This is a genomic window from Yinghuangia sp. ASG 101, assembly GCF_021165735.1.
GTDB lineage: Bacteria > Actinomycetota > Actinomycetes > Streptomycetales > Streptomycetaceae > Yinghuangia.
In genome coordinates this window covers 4,220,271-4,237,421 of sequence record NZ_CP088911.1, presented here as the reverse complement: position 1 = coordinate 4,237,421, position 17,151 = coordinate 4,220,271, and the positions used below count along the sequence as shown (strand labels likewise).

Here is a 17,151-nt window from a genome sequence, read left to right as displayed (position 1 = left end):
CATCTCCATGGGGTCCGTCGCGGCGTCCGGTGCGTGGTGCCCCGGCGAGCACGGGACTCGCGATCGCGAAGGAACGCGGACGGGCGGTCTCGACGGTAGGCAGGGTGAACAGACCGGAACAAACGGAAAGTCTCGCGGGCGGAAAAGTTACGCCCGGTGTACGACGGCGTCACACGTCCATCGCGGAAGACGGCTCCCCAGCGTACTCCGGACGGAGTACGCGATCCTCATTCCGCAGAACGAAGGCGCCCGCGCTCCGGGCCCGCCGCTCCGGCACACCCGCCGCGCCGCGTCACGCCCCCAGATACGCCAGCACCGCGAGCACCCGCCGGTTGTCGTCATCCGACGCGATGATGCCGAGTTTCCCGAAAATGCTCGTCGTGTGCTTGCTGACCGCCCCCTCCGACACGAACAGCTGCTTCGCGATGGCCGCGTTCGAACGCCCCTCGGCCATCAGCTCCAGCACCTCGCGCTCACGTGCCGTCAGCCGCCCGAGCGGAACGGCCTCGGCGCTGCGTGACAGCAGCTTGGCGATCACCTCGGGGTCCATCGCGGTGCCGCCCGCCGCGACCCGGCGGACCGCCTCGACGAACTGGTCCGTGTCGAACACCCGGTCCTTGAGCAGGTAGCCCACGCCGCCGGACCCGTCGGCCAGCAACTCCCGTGCGTACAACTGCTCGACGTACTGCGACAGCACCAGCACCGGAAGCCCCGGAACACGACGACGGGCCTCCAGTGCCGCCTGGAGGCCCTCGTCGGTGAATGTCGGCGGCAGTCGTACGTCGACCACCGCCACATCCGGATTCTTCTCGGTCAGCGCCCGCAGCAACTCGGGGCCGTTGTCCACCGCCGCGACTATCTCGAAGCCGTGCGCTTCCAGCAGTCGCACCAACCCGTCCCTCAGGAGGGCGAGATCTTCGGCGAGGACAACACGCACGGCAGCTCCATCGTGACCGTCGTCGGGCCGCCCTGCGGACTGTCCAGGGCGAGAGTCCCGTCGAATGTACCGAGCCGCCGCTCGATCCCGCGCAGACCCGTGCCCTTGTTGAGCGACGCACCGCCGCGGCCGTCGTCGACCACCTCGATGCGCAGCCGGCCCGCGCGGTACCGCAGGTCGATCCACACGTGCCGGGCGCCCGCGTGCTTGGCGACGTTCGTCAGCACCTCGCTCACCGCGAAGTAGCCCGCCGACTCCACCGGGGCCTCCAGCCGGCCGGGGACCTCCACCGTCACCTCGACGTCCAGCGCGCTCTCCAGGGCCAGCGCACGCACCGCGTCCCCCAGGCCGCGGTCGGCCAGCACCGGCGGGTGGATGCCCCGGACCAGGTCGCGCAGCTCGTTGAGGGCCTTCGCCGACGCCTCGCGCGTCTCGGTGAGCAGCGCCCGCGCCGCCTCGGGGTTCGACTCCAGCATCGCCTCGGCCGCCCCCAGGTTCATGCCCATCGCGACCAGCCGGGCCTGCGCGCCGTCGTGCAGGTCGCGCTCGATGCGCCGGATCTCGGCGGCGGAGGCGTCGACGGCGTCGGTCCGCGTCTCGGTCAGGTGCCGGACGCGCATCTCCATCGCGGCCCGCGTCGGCGCGAGCAGCGAACGCGTCCACACGGCGTGCGCCCTCAGGGTCTTGGGGGCGATCAGGAAGCCGATCACGACGTAGAGCAGGCCCAGCGGCACCGCGAGCAGCGCCGTACCGTCGCTGTCGATCTTCAGGAACGTGTACCAGTTGTTGCCGCCCGCGTTGTCCAGCGTCTTCCACAGGAACGGCTGGATCACGCCGAACAGGCCCTCGGCGATGAACGCCAGCGGCAAGATGGCCAGGAAGAAGCCCACCACCCAGTCGCCGATGAGCCACAGCAGGTCACGCCACGTCGCGGGGTCGCGCATCAGCCAGCGGCAGCGCTGGATCAGCCCGGCGAGCCCGGTGTCGAACTCGGGGCGCGGGCGGTAGGGCCGGGCGATCGGCACGCCGCCCCACAGCTCGGCGCGCCGCCGCGCCACGTCCGCGAGAGCGCGCGTCCCGGCGATCAGCATCGGCACCACGAAGACGCCGACCCCGATGATCATCAGCGGGATGAAGGTCACCGTCAGGCAGAACAGCACCAGCCCCGCGACCATCGGCACGATGAGCGCCAGACCGCGCAACGCGTCGATTCCCCCGCGCCGGAACCCGACGCTGCCCTTCTCACTCATGGTTCCTCCTCGCGTCGCCGGCCTTCGCCGTACGCCCCTGGCCCGCTGGCCTGTTGTGTCGGCGGCCACCGACTCCGCCTCTCCCGACATCCGAAAGTCTGCCGAACGGGAGATCTCCGGGCACTGGCCCCGAACCCCGAGCCGTGGTGGGTCCAGGCCCACCCCGCGCCTACGGGTGGCCGGTCCACGGCCCACGCGCGACGCACGCGGGGCGAAGCCTACGCACGGCGCCGCGCTCCCGCCGCCGCCACGTCTCGGGGACGCCGCTTCCGCGTCCGATTTCCGCTGGTCACGCCAGGTCCGAATCCCGCCGGTACGCCGGTCGCGGGTGGCCCACGCTGAAGGGGTGATCACCCGGGGGCTTGGCCCGCCCCCATCCAGAATCCCCCTCCCGGAAAGAGCACAGCCATGCCGTCTTCGTTCTCCGCGTCCCTCGGCTCCCAGGTCTTCATGGTCACCGGCGGCACCTCGGGCATCGGCCGCGCGGTCGCCGAACGCCTGGCCGCCGAGGGCGCCGCGGTCGTCCTCGGCGCACGCCGCAAAGACCTCGGCGACGCGCTCGCGTCCGACATCAGGGCCGGCGGCGGGAAGGCGATCTTCGTCCCGACCGACGTCACCACGGAATCCGACGTGGCCGCCCTCGTCTCCGCCGCGGTCGCCGAATTCGGGCGCCTGGACGGCGCGTTCAACAACGCCGGCGGCGTCAACGCGTACGGTGCGGTGCCGCGCGTCGAAACCCCCGCGTGGGACGCCGAGATCGCGCACAACCTCACCAGCGTCTACTTCTCCCTGAAGTACGAGATCCCCGCGATCGTCGCGAGCGGCGGCGGCTCCATCGTCAACAACGCCTCCAACCTGGGCGTGGTCGGCATGCCGGAGGCCGCGCCGTACGTCGCCGCCAAGCACGGCGTCGTCGGGCTCAGCCGGGCCGCCGCGCTGGAGGTCGCCGAGCAAGGCGTCCGCGTCAACGCGATCGCGACCGGCGGGGTCGACACCCCGCTCTTCCGCACCACCATGGGCGCGACCCCCGAAGCGGTCGCGCACATCGCGTCGCTGCACCCGGTGAACCGCATCGCCGAGCCCGCCGAGATCGCGTCGTTCGTCGCCTACCTGCTGAGCGACGACGCGAGCTTCGTCACGGGCGCCGCACTCGCCGTCGACGGCGGCTTCACCGCACGCTGACGAGCCGGAGCACGAGGCCGGGCCCGGGAATGCCTCCCCCGGGCCTGGCCTTGCCCCCGGCGTCAACGTTTACGGTCGTCACCGAACGACGGCGAACCGGGAGGAACGCATGCGCATCGGCGAACTGGCCGACCGGGCGGGCACCACGACCCGCACGCTCCGCTACTACGAGTCACGCGGCCTCCTCCCGGCCCGCCGCACGGTCAACGGCTACCGCGAGTACGACGAGTCGGACCTGCGCCTGCTCCGCGAGATCCGGACGCTCCAGGCCTTCGGCTTCGGCCTCGAGGACACCCGGCCGTTCGTCGAGTGCCTGCGCTCCGGCCACCCCGCCGGCGACGCGTGCCCCGCGTCCCTCGCCGTCTACCGCGCCAAACTCGCCGAACTGGACGCCTGCATCAGCCGCATGCGCGACGTCCGCGACGAGGTCGCCGCCCAACTCGCCCGTGCGGAGGTCGCCGCCGCGGCCCATGAGCCGGGCGGCCCCGAACCGCGCTGCGATCTGCTCCCCGACCACTTCGCTCGCCACGAGCCCCGCGCCCACTCGGAATGAGGCACCCTGATGGCATCCGGCACCGCGCACGCCCTCCCCAGCGTCACCGACGAGACCTTCGCCGCCGAGGTCCTGGCCTCCGACGTACCCGTCCTCGTCGACTTCACCGCCGCCTGGTGCGGGCCGTGCCGCATGATCGACCCGGTCCTCGCGGAACTCGCCGCCGAGGAGGACCGCTTCCGCATCGTCACCCTGGACGTCGACGCCAACCCCCGTACCACCGCCACGTACGCCGTCCTCTCGATGCCGACCCTCACGCTCTTCCGGGCCGGCGAACCCGTGAAGTCCCTCGTGGGCGCCCGCCCCAAGCGGCGCATCCTCACCGACCTCGCCGACGCCCTGGAGGCGGGCACCGCACCGCGTGACCGCCCGGACGGGCTCAGGCGGTCACGATGTCGGCTTTGAGCGGCAGCAACAGCGCCGCGATCCCCGCGATCGTCTCGTCGTCCAGCCCGGCCTCGGCGAGCGACGCCGCAAGGTGCTCGACCACCCGGTCGAAGGCGGCCTCCGTGACGACCAGCCCCGCGTGGGCCTGCCGCATCGTCCGCCCCGGGAACGGTTTGCGCGACCCCAACGCCTGGCCGACGAACAGCGCTTGATGCCGTTTCAGCCGTGCGACGTCGACTCCCTCGAAGTACCCGGCCAACGCGGGATCGGCGAGGACGCGCCCGTAGAAGATCTCGACCACCGCCGCGACGGCGGGTTCCCCGCCGATCCGCTCGAACAGCGTGACATCGGTCGACTCGGCACCTTCGGCAAGAGACTCAGTCATGCGCCCCAGACTCCGAGCCGCCTGTTGCGCACCCATGAGAGCCGGATTTCCCCACCGTCAATTCCCCTTCGCCCCCACCCGCGCGAACGCACAGCGAAACGAAACAACCACGTAACGCAACCCCCGAGCGCCGTGCCCGCGGCCCGGGCCCCTCAGCTCTGCTGCATGTCCACAAACCGCGAGTAATGCCCCTGAAACGCCACCGTGATCGTCGTCGTCGGCCCGTTACGGTGCTTCGCGATGATCAGATCCGCTTCCCCGGCCCGCGGTGACTCCTTCTCATACGCATCCTCACGATGCAACAAGATGACCATGTCCGCGTCCTGTTCGATGGAATTGTGCGCCGCGATCCCGTTGGCGATGAAATTGTGCGTCCCCAACACCGTCGCGTCGAATACCGGTTCGAGGCCGAGAGGCTCGATCTCCGCGACGGTGTCCCAGAACACATCGCTTGTGGCGAGGAGTTCGAGATCCGCATCCGCCAACACGCCGGCAACCGCGGCGAGGCGGGACCGGCCGGGGTTCGACGCGTAGACGGCACTGCCGCAGGACTTTCCACCGACCGCCGCGGGAAGCGCGCGTGTCGTGACGCGCTCTTCGGTCATGCGAGCACGGACCTGGTCCCAAACCCCGCGCGGCACCGTATCGAGACGGGGGTTCGCGCGCACGCCCGCGAGACGTGCGGCGGCACCCCCGCGGCGGACGGCTCGCGCTCCATGCACGCCGACCTCGGCGATGAATCGGCTTTGATCCTCGACACCGGTGATGTCGACGGTCCAGCCCGGACGGCCGTTCTTGTGACGCACCCTGCGCAGACGTGAACGCAGGTCCAAGCGCAGCAGCAGCATTTGCACGTCGTCGGCGAGCCGCCGACTACTGGTCGCGTAGTACACGCGCACCGCCCGCGAACCGGACGTGCCGACGGTCACCGACCCGTCCGCCGCCCACAGGTGGCGCAGAAACAACCGCAGTTGCTCCGGTGGCAAGGCGAAAACCGGTGCGGGCACGAACTTCTCGTGTGCGCGTTTGCCGTACAGGCCGAAGCCGTCCAACCATACGGCGACGGGATTGCGGCCGTGGGTGAGATGCCGCGGTGACGGCAGGTATACGTGCGACCGGGCGCCTTGGCGCACGCGGCGTGGCGTGATGCCAAAGTGTGTCGCGGCATGCTCCACCGCCGTGAGGTTCGCCTCGTCCTTGCTCGTGTAATGCACGGGCTGCCGCGGCGCGACACACCCGTCACCGATCAGGTGAGCCAGCATCACGATCTCCGAGGGCGCCATCGGCCTCGGCGTCAGAGGCGGGTCAAGCCGACGCGGGACGGCAAGGCGGTCTCCGGCGGCGAGTTCGCCCAGAGGTTTCCAGCCGTCGTACGTCAGGAAGGGGTGGTTCGCCGTCGCCTTGACCTCGCGGCCCGACGCGAGCCTCAGCCGGAACACCTGCTTCGTCCCGCTCGGGAAGACGTGTGTCATCGTGCGCGGCACCAGGCGCAGTTGCTCGTCGATCGACCACACCGGAATGTCCCGGGCGCCCGACTCCAGAAGCTCGCCCAGCGTGACCTCGGCATTCGTGTCGGCGCGCAGCACACGCGTATCGGCCGTCACGCACCCCGACTCGCGCAGGTCGGAGACCATCGGCTTTTTGTCGGTGCGTTGTTCGGGGCCTCGGTTCAGCTGGGACAGCGCGATGACCGGGAGTTCGAGCTCCTTCGCGAGGAGCTTGAGGTTGCGGGACATCTCGGAGACCTCCTGCTGCCGGCTCTCCGCGCGGCGGCTGCCGCCTCCGGTCATGAGCTGGAGGTAGTCGATGACGACGAGGCGAAGGTCGTTGCGCTGCTTGAGCCTTCGGCACTTCGCACGGATCTCCATCATGGAGAGGTTCGGCGAATCGTCGATGTAGAGCGGCGCCGTACTCACATCCGGCATGCGGCGCGCGAGGCGCGTCCAGTCCTCGTCGGTCATGCTCCCGGACCGCATGTGGTGCAGCGCCACCCGCGCCTCCGCGGAAAGCAACCGCATCGCGATCTCGTTCCGCCCCATCTCCAACGAGAAGATGACACTCGGCAGGTTGTGCCGAATCGAACACGCCCGCGCGAAATCCAACGCCAGCGTCGAATTATGCGTCGGGATCCATGACCTGCCGGCCAGGTAGAGATGGTCCTCGTGGTCAACCTGCACGCACCGCACAGGCACTGAGGGCACCTCGCGCACCGCGGTGACGTAACGCAGCCGGGTCGTCGGATACGCGCGATCGGTCTGCCGAGCCCGTTTGCGCGCCATGCGGAACACCGGCTCGGCGGGCGTGAAGGCGATGCGGAAGTACGTCGAGGTCTCCCGAACGCGCCCGCGCACGGCCTTGGAACGCATCGTCGCCTGATATCCGAGGCTGAGCACCAGTTCCAGCGCGTCCTCGGCCAGACGACGGTTCGTCAGAGCGAGTTCAACGGCCCCCGACGGGGACACGTGGCCGTCGGTGTCGAGCAGACCGGCGAGGAGGTCCCGGCGCTGCCGCTCCGAGGCGCGCAGATACTCGACGGGGATGTGCTTGTCGCCGAGAACGCCCAAGGTGCGCAGGACGGCCTGCACGCTTCCGTGCCGTGCGCGACAGACGCGGCACAGCGCCAGGCCGCTGGACGGCGCCCCGCAGTCCGGACATGTCGGGGGAGGGACCGGCGCCGAGACGAATCGCGCCTTCCCGCCGCAGCCTTGCCCGCACGTCCGGACCCGGGGCGTCCCGGGCGTGAGCGGAGTGCCGCAGACGACGCAGTCGCGGGCCTGCCCCCCGGACCGCGCGGGCAGACGAAGCCCGTACAAGAGCCCGCCTCTCGGCCGCACGTCCATCCCCTCGTCGCGCAGCGCCGCGACGACTTCCTCGTCCGCCGTCGTGATCCGCGCGGAATCCGCGCTGCCGGCGCCGAGCCACGCACCGAGCGCGTACGGCGGCAACGGCAGATCGCGGTCGGGGAGGCGCAGCGGCCCGGCCACCCGAACGGCGTGATTGCGGCGTTGCCCATCACGGCAGAGCAAGGTCTCCGCGATCCGGCGGGTGGTCCGCACCTCGGCCCGAGGGACGCGGCTCCCGGGTTCGTTCGGGCCGACGAGCACGGCTTGGGCGGCCCGCCTGGCCGCCCGGTCCTCCGTCAGCCACTGGTGTTCGGCGTCGGCGACGATCACCGAGCCGTCGGAGAACTCCACCTCGTAGCACGGCCGACCGTGCATGACCGCGGTGGCCGCCACCACCTTCGTGGCGCGGCCGTCGGCGGCGATGAGGAAATCGCCCACCCCCACCTCCCCCATCGTCGTCCAGCCGGTCGGAGTCGGCAGCGGCGTATCCAGTGCCAGTGCCTTGCCCATGGCCGGGCGGGCCGCGATGACGATCATTTGGCCGGGGTGGAGGCCGTTGGTGAGGGAGTCGAGGTCGGTGAAGCCGGTGGGGACGCCGGACATCTCGCCGTTGCGGGAGCCGATCGCCTCGATCTCGTCGAGGGCGCCTTCCATGATGTCGGAGAGCGGGGCGTAGTCCTCGCTGGTGCGCTGCTCGGTGACGGCGTAGACCTCGGCCTGGGCGCCGTTGACGATCTCGTCGACGTCGCCGTCCGCCGCGTATCCCATCTGGACGATGCGGGTGCCCGCCTCGACGAGGCGGCGGAGGACGGCCTGTTCGCGGACGATGCGGGCGTAGTACTCCGCGTTCGCGGCGGTGGGGACCGAGGAGATCAGGGTGTGCAGGTAGGGGGCGCCGCCGACGCGGCCGATCTCGCCGCGCTTGGTCAGCTCCGCGGCGACGGTGACGGCGTCGGCCGGCTCGCCGCGGGCGTAGAGGTCGAGGACGGCGTTGTAGACCATCTCGTGTGCGGGGCGGTAGAAGTCGGCCGGTTTGAGGTTCTCGACGACGTCGGCGATCGCGTCCTTGGAGAGCATCATGCCGCCGAGGACGGACTGCTCCGCGGCGATGTCCTGGGGCGGGGTGCGCTCGAAGCTCTCGCGCGCAGGCGGAGCGTCCTCGTACTCCGAGACACTCATGCCCCGCATCCTCCTCGGTGTCACGGACTCGCTGGACGCACGCCCGGTACGCGGGCGGCGCCGGTGGTCCTGCTCTTTCCTACGGCACCGGGCCGACAAATGAGCCGCACCACGCGTTGTGCAGACCACACCGTACGGGTGGACCGGAGCTGCGCCAACGCGGTCATCCACAGGGGGTGTGGATAACTGGGGACAACCCTGTGGACCAGTACCGCCACAGCTGTGCACAACCTGTGTGCAGCCTGGGGAACGAACATTGTCCACAACCCGAAAAACCCGATCTGACCTGGGATTTCTCTATCCACCGCAGGTGCGTGTGAAAAACTTTCCGTCCGATCGACCGTCAATCGCCCCGCGTGTGTGGACAACCACCCCGCGCAGCCACAAGTAATGACCAAACTCAGCTTGTGATCATTACCTGTGGATGACTACCGTGGACGCGTGCCTGACGCACCCGACTCCGTGGACACCGACCCGGCGGCCGAACACCGCCCGGGCACTCCGGTGCGCGCGACCGCCCCCGGCCCCGCCCGCAAACGCGCCCAGGACCGGGAGATCCTCCGCCTCGCCGTCCCGGCCTTCTTCGCCCTGGTCGCGGAACCGCTGTTCATCCTCACCGACGCCGCGATCATCGGGCACCTGGGCACACCCCAGCTCGCGGGCCTCGGCGTCGCGGGAGCCGTGCTCAGCACGCTCGTCAACCTGTGCGTGTTCCTCGCGTACGCCACCACGGCCGCCGTCGCCCGGCTGCTCGGCGCCGGCGACCGCCGCGGCGCCATCCGCCAGGGCATGGACGGCGTCTGGCTCGCCGCGATCATCGGCGCCGCCCTGCTGATCGTCGGCGCGACGGCCGCGCCCGCGATCGTGGCCGCGTTCGACGCGTCGTCCACCGCGGCCCCGCACGCCACCACGTACCTGCGGATCAGCAGCCTGGGCATCCCGGCGATGCTGATCGTCCTCGCCGCGACCGGTGTGCTGCGCGGCCTCCAGGACACCCGGACGCCGCTGGTGGTCGCGGTCGCCGGCTTCGGCGCCAACGTCGCCCTCAACGTCGCGCTGGTCTACGGCGCCGGCCTGGGCATCGCCGGATCCGCGTGGGGCACGGTGATCGCGCAGTGGGCGATGGCCGCCGCGTACCTGGTCGTCGTGGTGCGCGGCGCCCGCGCGCACGGCGCGCGGCTGACACCGGACGTCGCGGGCCTGCGCGCGTCCGCCGCGGCCGGGGCGCCGCTGTTCGTCCGCACGGTGAGCCTGCGCGCGATCCTGCTGATCGGCGCGGTCGCCGCGACCCGCATGGGCGACACCGAGATCGCCACCCACCAAGTGGCGTGGCAGATCTGGACGTTCCTGGTCTTCGCCCTCGACGCGCTGGCGATCGCCGCGCAGGCGATCGTCGGCCGGGCACTCGGCGCCGGCGACGCGGCGGGCGCGCGGTGGGCGACGCGACGCATGCTCGCCTGGAGCGTGTGGACCGGCGTGGCGTTCGGCGCCATCGTCCTGGCCGCCCGGCCCCTCTACATCCCCTGGTTCACCGGCGACCCGCAGGTGCGCGACCTCCTCGCCGCCGTGCTCCTCGCCGTCGCGGCCCTCCAGCCGCTCGCCGGACCGGTGTTCGTGCTGGACGGCGTCCTCATCGGTGCCGGCGACGGGCGGTTCCTGGCGCTGGCGATGCCCGGTGTCCTCGTGGTCTTCGCCGCGGTCGTGGCCGCCGTCCTCGCGCTCGGCGGCGGGCTGGTGGCGCTGTGGTGGTGGGCCATCGGGGCGTTCATGGTGGCCCGGCTGGTGATCCTCGGCCTCCGGGCGCGCGGCGACGCGTGGCTCGTCACCGGGGCGTCCGTGAAACGGTGAGCCCCGCACCGACCTTGGTCCGCAAGCGGGTCGGGCCACCCGCCGGATCCCGGAATCCCGTGTGAGACAGGGGATTTCGCGATCCGGCGGGCGGCCCGACTCCGGCTCCCGACGCGGACGGTTCAGTGCCCGGCGTCCACACGGGCGCGCGGCTCCGCGCCGTACCCGCCCGCAGCGCCCGCGCGGTCCGCGGCGGGCTCCCCGTCGACACCCGGCGCGGTCGACCGGAACCCGCGCAGCCGCAGCGAGTTGAGCACCACGAAGACCGACGAGAACGCCATCGCGGCGCCCGCGATCACCGGGTTGAGCAGGCCCGCCACCGCGAGCGGAATGGCCATGACGTTGTAGGCGAAGGCCCAGAACAGGTTCGTCTTGATCGTCCGCAGCGTGGCGCGCGACAGCCGGATCGCGTCCACCGCCGCCCCCAGGTCCCCGCGGACGAGCGTCAGGTCGGCCGCCTCGATCGCCGCGTCCGTCCCCGTTCCCATCGCGAGCCCCAGGTCCGCGGTGGCCAGCGCCGCGGCGTCGTTGACGCCGTCGCCGACCATCGCGACGACCTTGCCTTGCTCCTGAAGCGCGCGCACCGCGTCGACCTTGCCGGTCGGCAGCACTCCCGCGACGACCTCGTCGATGCCGACCTGCGCCGCGACCGACCGGGCGGCCCGCTCGTTGTCACCGGTCAGCAGGACCGGCGTGAGGCCCAGGTCGCGCAGCCCCGCGACCGCCGCGGCCGATGTCGGCTTCACGGTGTCGGACGTGACCAGCACGCCGCGCACCGCCCCGTCCCACGCCACCGCGACGGCCGTACGCCCCGCCTCCTCCGCGGCGTCCAGCACCGCCTCGGACTCGGCGGGCAGTTCCAGCCCCCAGTCCGCGAGCAGCGCGGGCCGGCCCGCGACGACGGCGTGTCCGTCGACGACGCCCTCCACACCGAGGCCTTCGCGGTTGGTGAAGCCCTCGACCGGGGGAAGTGTGCCGTGCTTCTCGGCGGCGGCGACCGCGACGGCCTTGGCGATCGGGTGCTCGCTCGCGTGTTCGACGGCGCCCGCCAGGCGCAGCAGTTCGTCGGCGTCGCCGCCGTTCACCGGGCGGACGTCGACGAGCGCCATGCGGCCGGTGGTGACGGTTCCGGTCTTGTCGAGCAGGACCGTGTCGACGCGGCGCGTGTTCTCCAGCACCTCCGGCCCCTTGATCAGCACTCCGAGCTGCGCGCCGCGTCCGGTCCCGACCAGCAGCGCGACGGGGGTCGCGAGCCCAAGGGCGCACGGGCAGGCGATCACGAGCACGGCCACCGCCGCGGTGAACGCCTCCTCGGCCCCGGCGGCGTTGCCGAGCCAGAAGCCGAGCGTGGCGACGGCCAGCACGATGACGATGGGGACGAAGACGCCCGAGACGCGGTCGGCGAGCCGCTGCACGGCCGCCTTGCCCGTCTGGGCCTCGGTGACCAGCTGTGCCATCCGGGCGAGCTGGGTGTCGGCACCGACCCGGGTGGCGCGGACGACGAGCCGGCCCCCCGCGTTGACGGTCGCACCGGTGACGCCGTCGCCGGTGCGCACCTCGACGGGCACGGATTCGCCGGTGAGCATGGACGCGTCGACGGCCGACGCGCCGTCGACCACGACGCCGTCGGTGGCGATCTTCTCGCCCGGGCGCACGACGAACCGGTCACCGACCCCGAGCCGGTCCACCGGGACGCGCTCCTCGCGGCCGTCCGCGCGCAGCACCGAGACGTCGCGCGCGCCGAGTTCGAGCAGGGCCTTCAGCGCGGCACCGGCCTTGCGCTTGGACCGCGCCTCGAAGTACCGGCCGGCGAGCAGGAAGGCGACGACCCCGGAGGCGGCTTCGAGGTAGATCTCCGCGTGTCCGCCCGAGGCCGTGATGTCGAACGGCATGGTCACGCCGGGTTCGCCCATGCCGCCCCAGAACAGCGCGTACACCGACCACGAGAACGCCGCGAGGGTGCCGAGCGAGATGAGCGTGTCCATCGTCGTGGTGCCATGCCGCAGGTTCTTGGCGGCGGCCTTGTGGAACGGGAAGCCGCCCCACACGACGACGGGAGCCGCGAGTGCGAAGACCAGCCACTGCCAGAACCGGAACTGCCAGGCGGGGACCATCGACAGGGCGATGACCGGGACGGTGAGCAGCGCGCTGACGACCAGGCGGTCGCGCAGCGACCGCAGTTCGGGATCGTCGCCGGTGCCGTCCTCGGACGCCGCCCCGTCGGCGGAGGCACCGGGCCCGGGCCGGACCGGCGCGGCGGTGTAGCCGGCGGCCTCCACCGCGCGCACGAGATCGGCGGGGTCGAGTGCGGGCGGGTAGGTGACGGTCGCGGTCTCCAGGGCGAAGTTGACCGAGGCCTGCACCCCGTCGAGCTTGTTCAGCTTGCGCTCGATGCGGTTCGCGCAGGAAGAGCAGGTCATCCCGCCGAGGGCGAGGTCGATGCGCGCGTCCGGCGCGGGGGCCGTCTGCTGCGGGGTAGTCACTGGTCCTCCTCGTGCTCACTCACCATCGTGGTCCTGCGCGTGGTCCGCCCGCGCGGCGAACCCCCGACCCGGTCGCCGGTCATATATCCCTACCGGGTAGGGGTACCCGAACCGCAAATGGCGGACGGGTACCCCCGCCCCGTCACCCGGCCAGCGCATACCCCGCCGCCGTCACCGCGGCGGCCACGGCCGCCGGGTCCACCTCGCCGTCGGCGGAGACCGTCAGCCGCCCGGAGGCCAGCTCGACCCGCACCTCGCGCACGCCCGCGATCTCGGAGACCTCCTCCTCGACGGACGAGACGCAGTGGCCGCAGGTCATGCCGGTGACGGTGAAAGTCGCGGTGCTCATGGCGGTGTCCTTTCGCGATGCCTCGGAGCCGGGACGGTACGCCCGGCCCCTCCTCTACGAAAACTATACCCCTAGGGGGTATGACGCAAGCGACGCCCCGCCGTAACCCCCGCACGGATCCGCGCCCGCCCCGCGCACGCCCCACCGCCGCGCACACCCCGCGAAACCCGAAGGCCCGCGACTCCTGTAGGAGCCGCGGGCCTTCGGATTGCGGTCAGGTCAAGCCGAAACGACGTCCACGTCGAGAGCGGCGGAGACCTCCTGGTGGAGGCGGACCGTGACCCGGTGCGTGCCGAGAGTCTTGATCGGCGCACCGAGCTCGACACGACGCTTGTCCAGCTCCGGGCCACCGGCGGCCGTGATCGCCGAGGCGACGTCGGCGACGGTGACGGAACCGAACAGGCGCCCGCTTTCGCCGGCACGGGTGGCGAGCCGCACCTTGAGACCGGTGAGCTGCGCCTTGACCTCGTTCGCCTGGTCCAGGTTCTTGATCTCGCGGACCTTGCGGGCACGGCGGATGGAGGCGACCTCCTTCTCGCCGCCCCGGGTCCACCGGATCGCGAACCCGCGCGGGATGAGGTAGTTGCGGCCGTAGCCGTCCTTGACCTCGATGATGTCGCCGGGCTCGCCGAGACCGGTGACCTCGTGCGTGAGGATGAGCTTCATGACTGGTCCGCCCTTCCTCAGCGCGCGGTGCTGGTGTAGGGCAGCAGCGCCATCTCACGACTGTTCTTGACGGCCGTGGCGACGTCACGCTGGTGCTGCGTGCAGTTGCCGGTCACGCGACGGGCACGGATCTTGCCGCGGTCGGAAATGAACTTCCGCAGCAGGTTCGTGTCCTTGTAGTCGACGTAGGAGATCTTCTCCTTGCAGAACACGCAAACCTTCTTCTTCGGCTTGCGCGCAGGCGGTTTCGCCATTGCTTCGCTCCAAAAATCAAGAAGTCTTGTCCCGGGCCGTCGGGGCCGCGGGCGGCCCCGGGACGGCTCCTAGAACGGGGGTTCGTCCGTGTAGCCACCCGGCGGGGGACCCCAGCCGCCGCCACCGCCGCCGCCGTTGCCGCCGCCCGCGGGCGTCGACCACGGGTCGGACTGCGGGGGGCCCGAGTTGCCCTGCGGCGGGCCGCCGTAGCCGCCCTGGTTGCCGCCTCCGCCGTAACCGCCGCCGCCTCCACCGCCCCGGCCGGCCTTCGTGACCTTGGCGGTCGCGAACTTGAGCGAGGGGCCGATCTCGTCGACCTCCAGCTCGTACGTCGTCCGCTTCTCGCCTTCCTTGGTCTCGTACGACCGCTGCTTGAGGCGGCCCTGCACGATGACCTGCATGCCCTTCTGCAAGGACTCGGCCACGTTCTCGGCCGCCTGCCGCCAGACCGAGCAGCGGAGGAACAGCGCTTCGCCGTCCTTCCACTGGTTGGTCTGCCGGTCGAACATCCGCGGCGTCGAGGCCACGGTGAAGTTCGCGACGGCCGCGCCGCTGGGGGTGAAGCGCAATTCAGGGTCGGCGGTCAGATTCCCGACCACGGTGATGACGGTGTCGCCTGCCATTCCTTACCTTCCCCTGCGCTTTAGGTGACGGTGTCTCGGTATCCGCTGCCGGCTACCGCTGGTCGGGACGCAGCACCTTGGTGCGCATGACCGACTCGTTGAGGTTCATCTGGCGGTCGAGTTCCTTGATGACCGCGGGCTCCGCGGCCAGGTCCACGACGGCGTAGATGCCCTCGGACTTCTTCTTGATCTCGTACGAGAGGCGCCGACGGCCCCACGTGTCGATCTTCTCGACCTTGCCGCCGCCGTTGCGGACGACGTTCAGGAACTGCTCGAGCAGCGGCGAGACCGCCCGCTCTTCGAGGTCCGGGTCGAGGATGACCATGAGCTCGTAGTTACGCATGTGAAAACCCACCTCCTATGGACTCGCGGTCACGGGATCTCCGTGACAGGAGGGTTCGCGTACCACCGCGGCACCGCGGCCCGCCCCCGGAAAATCGGGGCGTACGGCCATGGCGCTGCGGACGGTACAGCCTAACCGGCGCCACCCTCACTGTTGAAATCAGCCGGATGGCCGGTGCACCCTGTGAGAGGGACGACGCGGACATATCGCCCGCGGCTCCCCCAGCCGTTTGTCAGCCGCCCACCGGAGGTGCGCGATGAACCAAACGATGCGCCGCGGGCCCCTTGCCGCCCTCACCGCGATCAACCGCGTCCAGGACGACGGAAGGCCGCACACCCGCGAGAACGCCCTCGCGGCGGCCACCGCGACCTTCGCCATCGTCGCCGTGATCTGCGCGTTCTTCCCCAGGGTGCACATCCTGGGCGCGTGGAGCGGTCTGGCCGGCGTCCTCACGGGGCTCGGCGGCCAGATGATCTCGTCGACGACGCTGGAGCGCTTCGCCCTCGTGATCTCGCTGGGGGCCGCGGCGGTCGGCCTGTTCATCAACATGGCCCACGGCGGACTGTACTGACGGCGCCGTCTTCTGCCGCCGCGCCGCGGCAGGCGTTCCGCAACCGGATGATTACAGACCGTTTGTCCGTATCGGGTCTGCCCTGCCCCCGGAAGCGTCCCGGCCGAGTAACCTCTTCTCGGCCGAAACGATCCGAGGAGCCTGTCGATGACCCTGCGCCTGAGGTCGCTCACCCGGGATGAACACCTCGCCTTCATCAAGGGCAAGACCTCCGTCAGCTTTCTCCAGTGCCCGTCCTGGGGCGAGGTGAAGAGCGAGTGGCGGAGTGAGTCCATCGGGTGGATCGACGAGACCGGCGCCGTCGTCGGGGCGGCCGAGGTGCTGTACCGCCAGCTCCCCAAGCTCAAGCGGTACCTCGCGTACATGCCCGAGGGCCCGGTCATCGACTGGTACGACGGCGACCTGCACCGCTGGCTCGACCCGATGCTCACGCACCTCAAGGGCAAGGGCGCGTTCTCGGTCAAGATGGGCCCGCCGGTCGTGGTGAACCGCTGGGAGGCGGACACCATCAAGAAGGCCATCGCCGCCAAATCCGCGACCCGGCTGCGCGAACTCACGCCGGACTGGACCGACGAGCGCGCCGCCGCCGTGGGCCGCCAGCTGCGCAGCCTGGGGTGGCTCCAGGACCAGAGCGCCGGGGCCGGTTTCGGCGACGTGCAGCCGCGCTACGTCTTCCAGGTGCCGCTGATGCGCCGCTCGCTCGACGACGTGCACGGCGGCTTCAACCAGCTGTGGCGCCGCAACATCAAGAAGGCCGCCAAGGCCGGCGTCGAGGTCGTCCAGGGCGGGCGCGACGACCTCAAGGTCTTCCACGACGTCTACAAGGTCACGGCGGTGCGCGACCACTTCACGCCGCGCCCGCTTCCGTACTTCGAGCGCATGTGGGACGTCCTGAACGCCGAGGACCCCGAGCGCATGCGCCTCTACCTCGCCAAGCACGAGGGCGAGGTGCTGGCGTCCACGACGATGGTGACGGTCGGCGACCACGTCTGGTACTCGTACGGCGCGTCCGCGAACCACAAGCGCGAGGTGCGTCCGTCCAACGCGATCCAGTGGCGCATGCTCCGCGACGCGTACGCTCTTGGTGCCTCCGTGTACGACCTGCGCGGCATCAGCGACACCCTCGACGAGAACGACCACCTGTTCGGTCTGATCCAGTTCAAGCTGGGCACCGGCGGGCAGGCGGTCGAGTACCTCGGCGAATGGGACTTCCCGCTCAACAAGGTGCTGCACAAAGCGCTCGACCTGTACATGTCGCGTCGCTGACAGACTGGTACCCGTCAGGCACTCGCACTCG

General features: G+C 71.0%; 16 protein-coding genes. 6 read left to right on the top strand and 10 right to left on the bottom strand.

The genetic code is table 11. The annotated features are described in order from the left end of the window. Positions 1 to 292: 292 nt before the first annotated feature. Entirely contained in the window at positions 293 to 937 is a 645-nt protein-coding gene (locus LO772_RS18140) for a response regulator transcription factor (protein ID WP_231773070.1), read from the bottom strand. Next, a complete protein-coding gene (locus LO772_RS18135) occupies positions 901 to 2,187 on the bottom strand; it encodes a sensor histidine kinase (protein WP_231773069.1) in 1,287 nt (428 codons plus the stop codon). The genes LO772_RS18140 and LO772_RS18135 overlap by 37 nt, the downstream gene beginning before the upstream one ends. Positions 2,188 to 2,595: 408 nt before the next feature. On the opposite strand from LO772_RS18135, the gene LO772_RS18130 reads away from it, so the two are divergent. From LO772_RS18130 to trxA, 3 genes are all read left to right on the top strand, one after another. After that, a complete protein-coding gene (locus tag LO772_RS18130) occupies positions 2,596 to 3,369 on the top strand; it encodes an SDR family NAD(P)-dependent oxidoreductase (RefSeq protein WP_231773068.1) in 774 nt (257 codons plus the stop codon). Positions 3,370 to 3,478: 109 nt separating this feature from the next. After that, positions 3,479 to 3,922 (top strand): MerR family transcriptional regulator, encoded by a 444-nt coding sequence (locus tag LO772_RS18125; RefSeq protein WP_231773067.1) that lies wholly within the window; start codon positions 3,479 to 3,481, stop codon positions 3,920 to 3,922. Positions 3,923 to 3,931: 9 nt separating this feature from the next. Further along, entirely contained in the window at positions 3,932 to 4,327 is a 396-nt protein-coding gene (gene trxA, locus LO772_RS18120; RefSeq protein WP_231773066.1) for a thioredoxin, read from the top strand. On the opposite strand, the gene LO772_RS18115 is transcribed toward trxA, so the two are convergent. Together LO772_RS18115 and LO772_RS18110 are read right to left on the bottom strand one after the other, a co-directional pair. Further along, complete coding sequence (locus LO772_RS18115) at positions 4,302 to 4,694, bottom strand: group I truncated hemoglobin (protein ID WP_231773065.1); 393 nt, start codon at positions 4,692 to 4,694, stop codon at positions 4,302 to 4,304. The two genes, trxA and LO772_RS18115, sit on opposite strands and share 26 nt — an antisense overlap. A gap of 152 nt (positions 4,695 to 4,846) precedes the next feature. Beyond that, a complete protein-coding gene (locus LO772_RS18110) occupies positions 4,847 to 8,614 on the bottom strand; it encodes a replicative DNA helicase (RefSeq protein WP_231779616.1) in 3,768 nt (1,255 codons plus the stop codon). A gap of 543 nt (positions 8,615 to 9,157) precedes the next feature. Between LO772_RS18110 and LO772_RS18105 the strand changes: the two genes are divergently transcribed. Beyond that, positions 9,158 to 10,564, top strand: coding sequence for an MATE family efflux transporter (locus LO772_RS18105; RefSeq protein ID WP_443089285.1), 1,407 nt, complete (start codon positions 9,158 to 9,160; stop codon positions 10,562 to 10,564). Positions 10,565 to 10,686: 122 nt separating this feature from the next. Here the strand turns inward: LO772_RS18105 and LO772_RS18100 are convergent, their stop codons facing one another. The 6 genes from LO772_RS18100 to rpsF form a co-directional block, all read right to left on the bottom strand. Continuing rightward, positions 10,687 to 12,984: a heavy metal translocating P-type ATPase gene (locus tag LO772_RS18100; protein ID WP_231779614.1), complete on the bottom strand. Its 2,298-nt coding sequence runs from the start codon at positions 12,982 to 12,984 to the stop codon at positions 10,687 to 10,689. A 205-nt stretch (positions 12,985 to 13,189) separates the two neighbouring features. Next, positions 13,190 to 13,396, bottom strand: coding sequence for a heavy-metal-associated domain-containing protein (locus tag LO772_RS18095; protein ID WP_231773064.1), 207 nt, complete (start codon positions 13,394 to 13,396; stop codon positions 13,190 to 13,192). A 219-nt stretch (positions 13,397 to 13,615) separates the two neighbouring features. Further along, positions 13,616 to 14,062 carry a 50S ribosomal protein L9 gene (gene rplI / locus LO772_RS18090; RefSeq protein ID WP_231773063.1) on the bottom strand — a complete coding sequence of 149 codons (447 nt, stop codon included), beginning with the start codon at positions 14,060 to 14,062 and terminating at the stop codon, positions 13,616 to 13,618. Positions 14,063 to 14,079: 17 nt separating this feature from the next. Next, the gene (gene rpsR / locus LO772_RS18085; RefSeq protein ID WP_003978893.1) at positions 14,080 to 14,316 is read right to left on the bottom strand and encodes a 30S ribosomal protein S18; all 237 of its coding nucleotides are present in this window, start codon (positions 14,314 to 14,316) and stop codon (positions 14,080 to 14,082) included. Positions 14,317 to 14,385: 69 nt separating this feature from the next. Continuing rightward, positions 14,386 to 14,940, bottom strand: coding sequence for a single-stranded DNA-binding protein (locus LO772_RS18080; RefSeq protein WP_231773062.1), 555 nt, complete (start codon positions 14,938 to 14,940; stop codon positions 14,386 to 14,388). A gap of 52 nt (positions 14,941 to 14,992) precedes the next feature. Next, positions 14,993 to 15,283, bottom strand: coding sequence for a 30S ribosomal protein S6 (gene rpsF / locus LO772_RS18075; protein ID WP_231773061.1), 291 nt, complete (start codon positions 15,281 to 15,283; stop codon positions 14,993 to 14,995). A gap of 256 nt (positions 15,284 to 15,539) precedes the next feature. Between rpsF and LO772_RS18070 the strand changes: the two genes are divergently transcribed. Next, a complete protein-coding gene (locus LO772_RS18070) occupies positions 15,540 to 15,854 on the top strand; it encodes a hypothetical protein (protein WP_443089284.1) in 315 nt (104 codons plus the stop codon). A 147-nt stretch (positions 15,855 to 16,001) separates the two neighbouring features. Next, a complete protein-coding gene (locus tag LO772_RS18065; RefSeq protein WP_231773060.1) occupies positions 16,002 to 17,120 on the top strand; it encodes a lipid II:glycine glycyltransferase FemX in 1,119 nt (372 codons plus the stop codon). Positions 17,121 to 17,151: the final 31 nt, after the last annotated feature.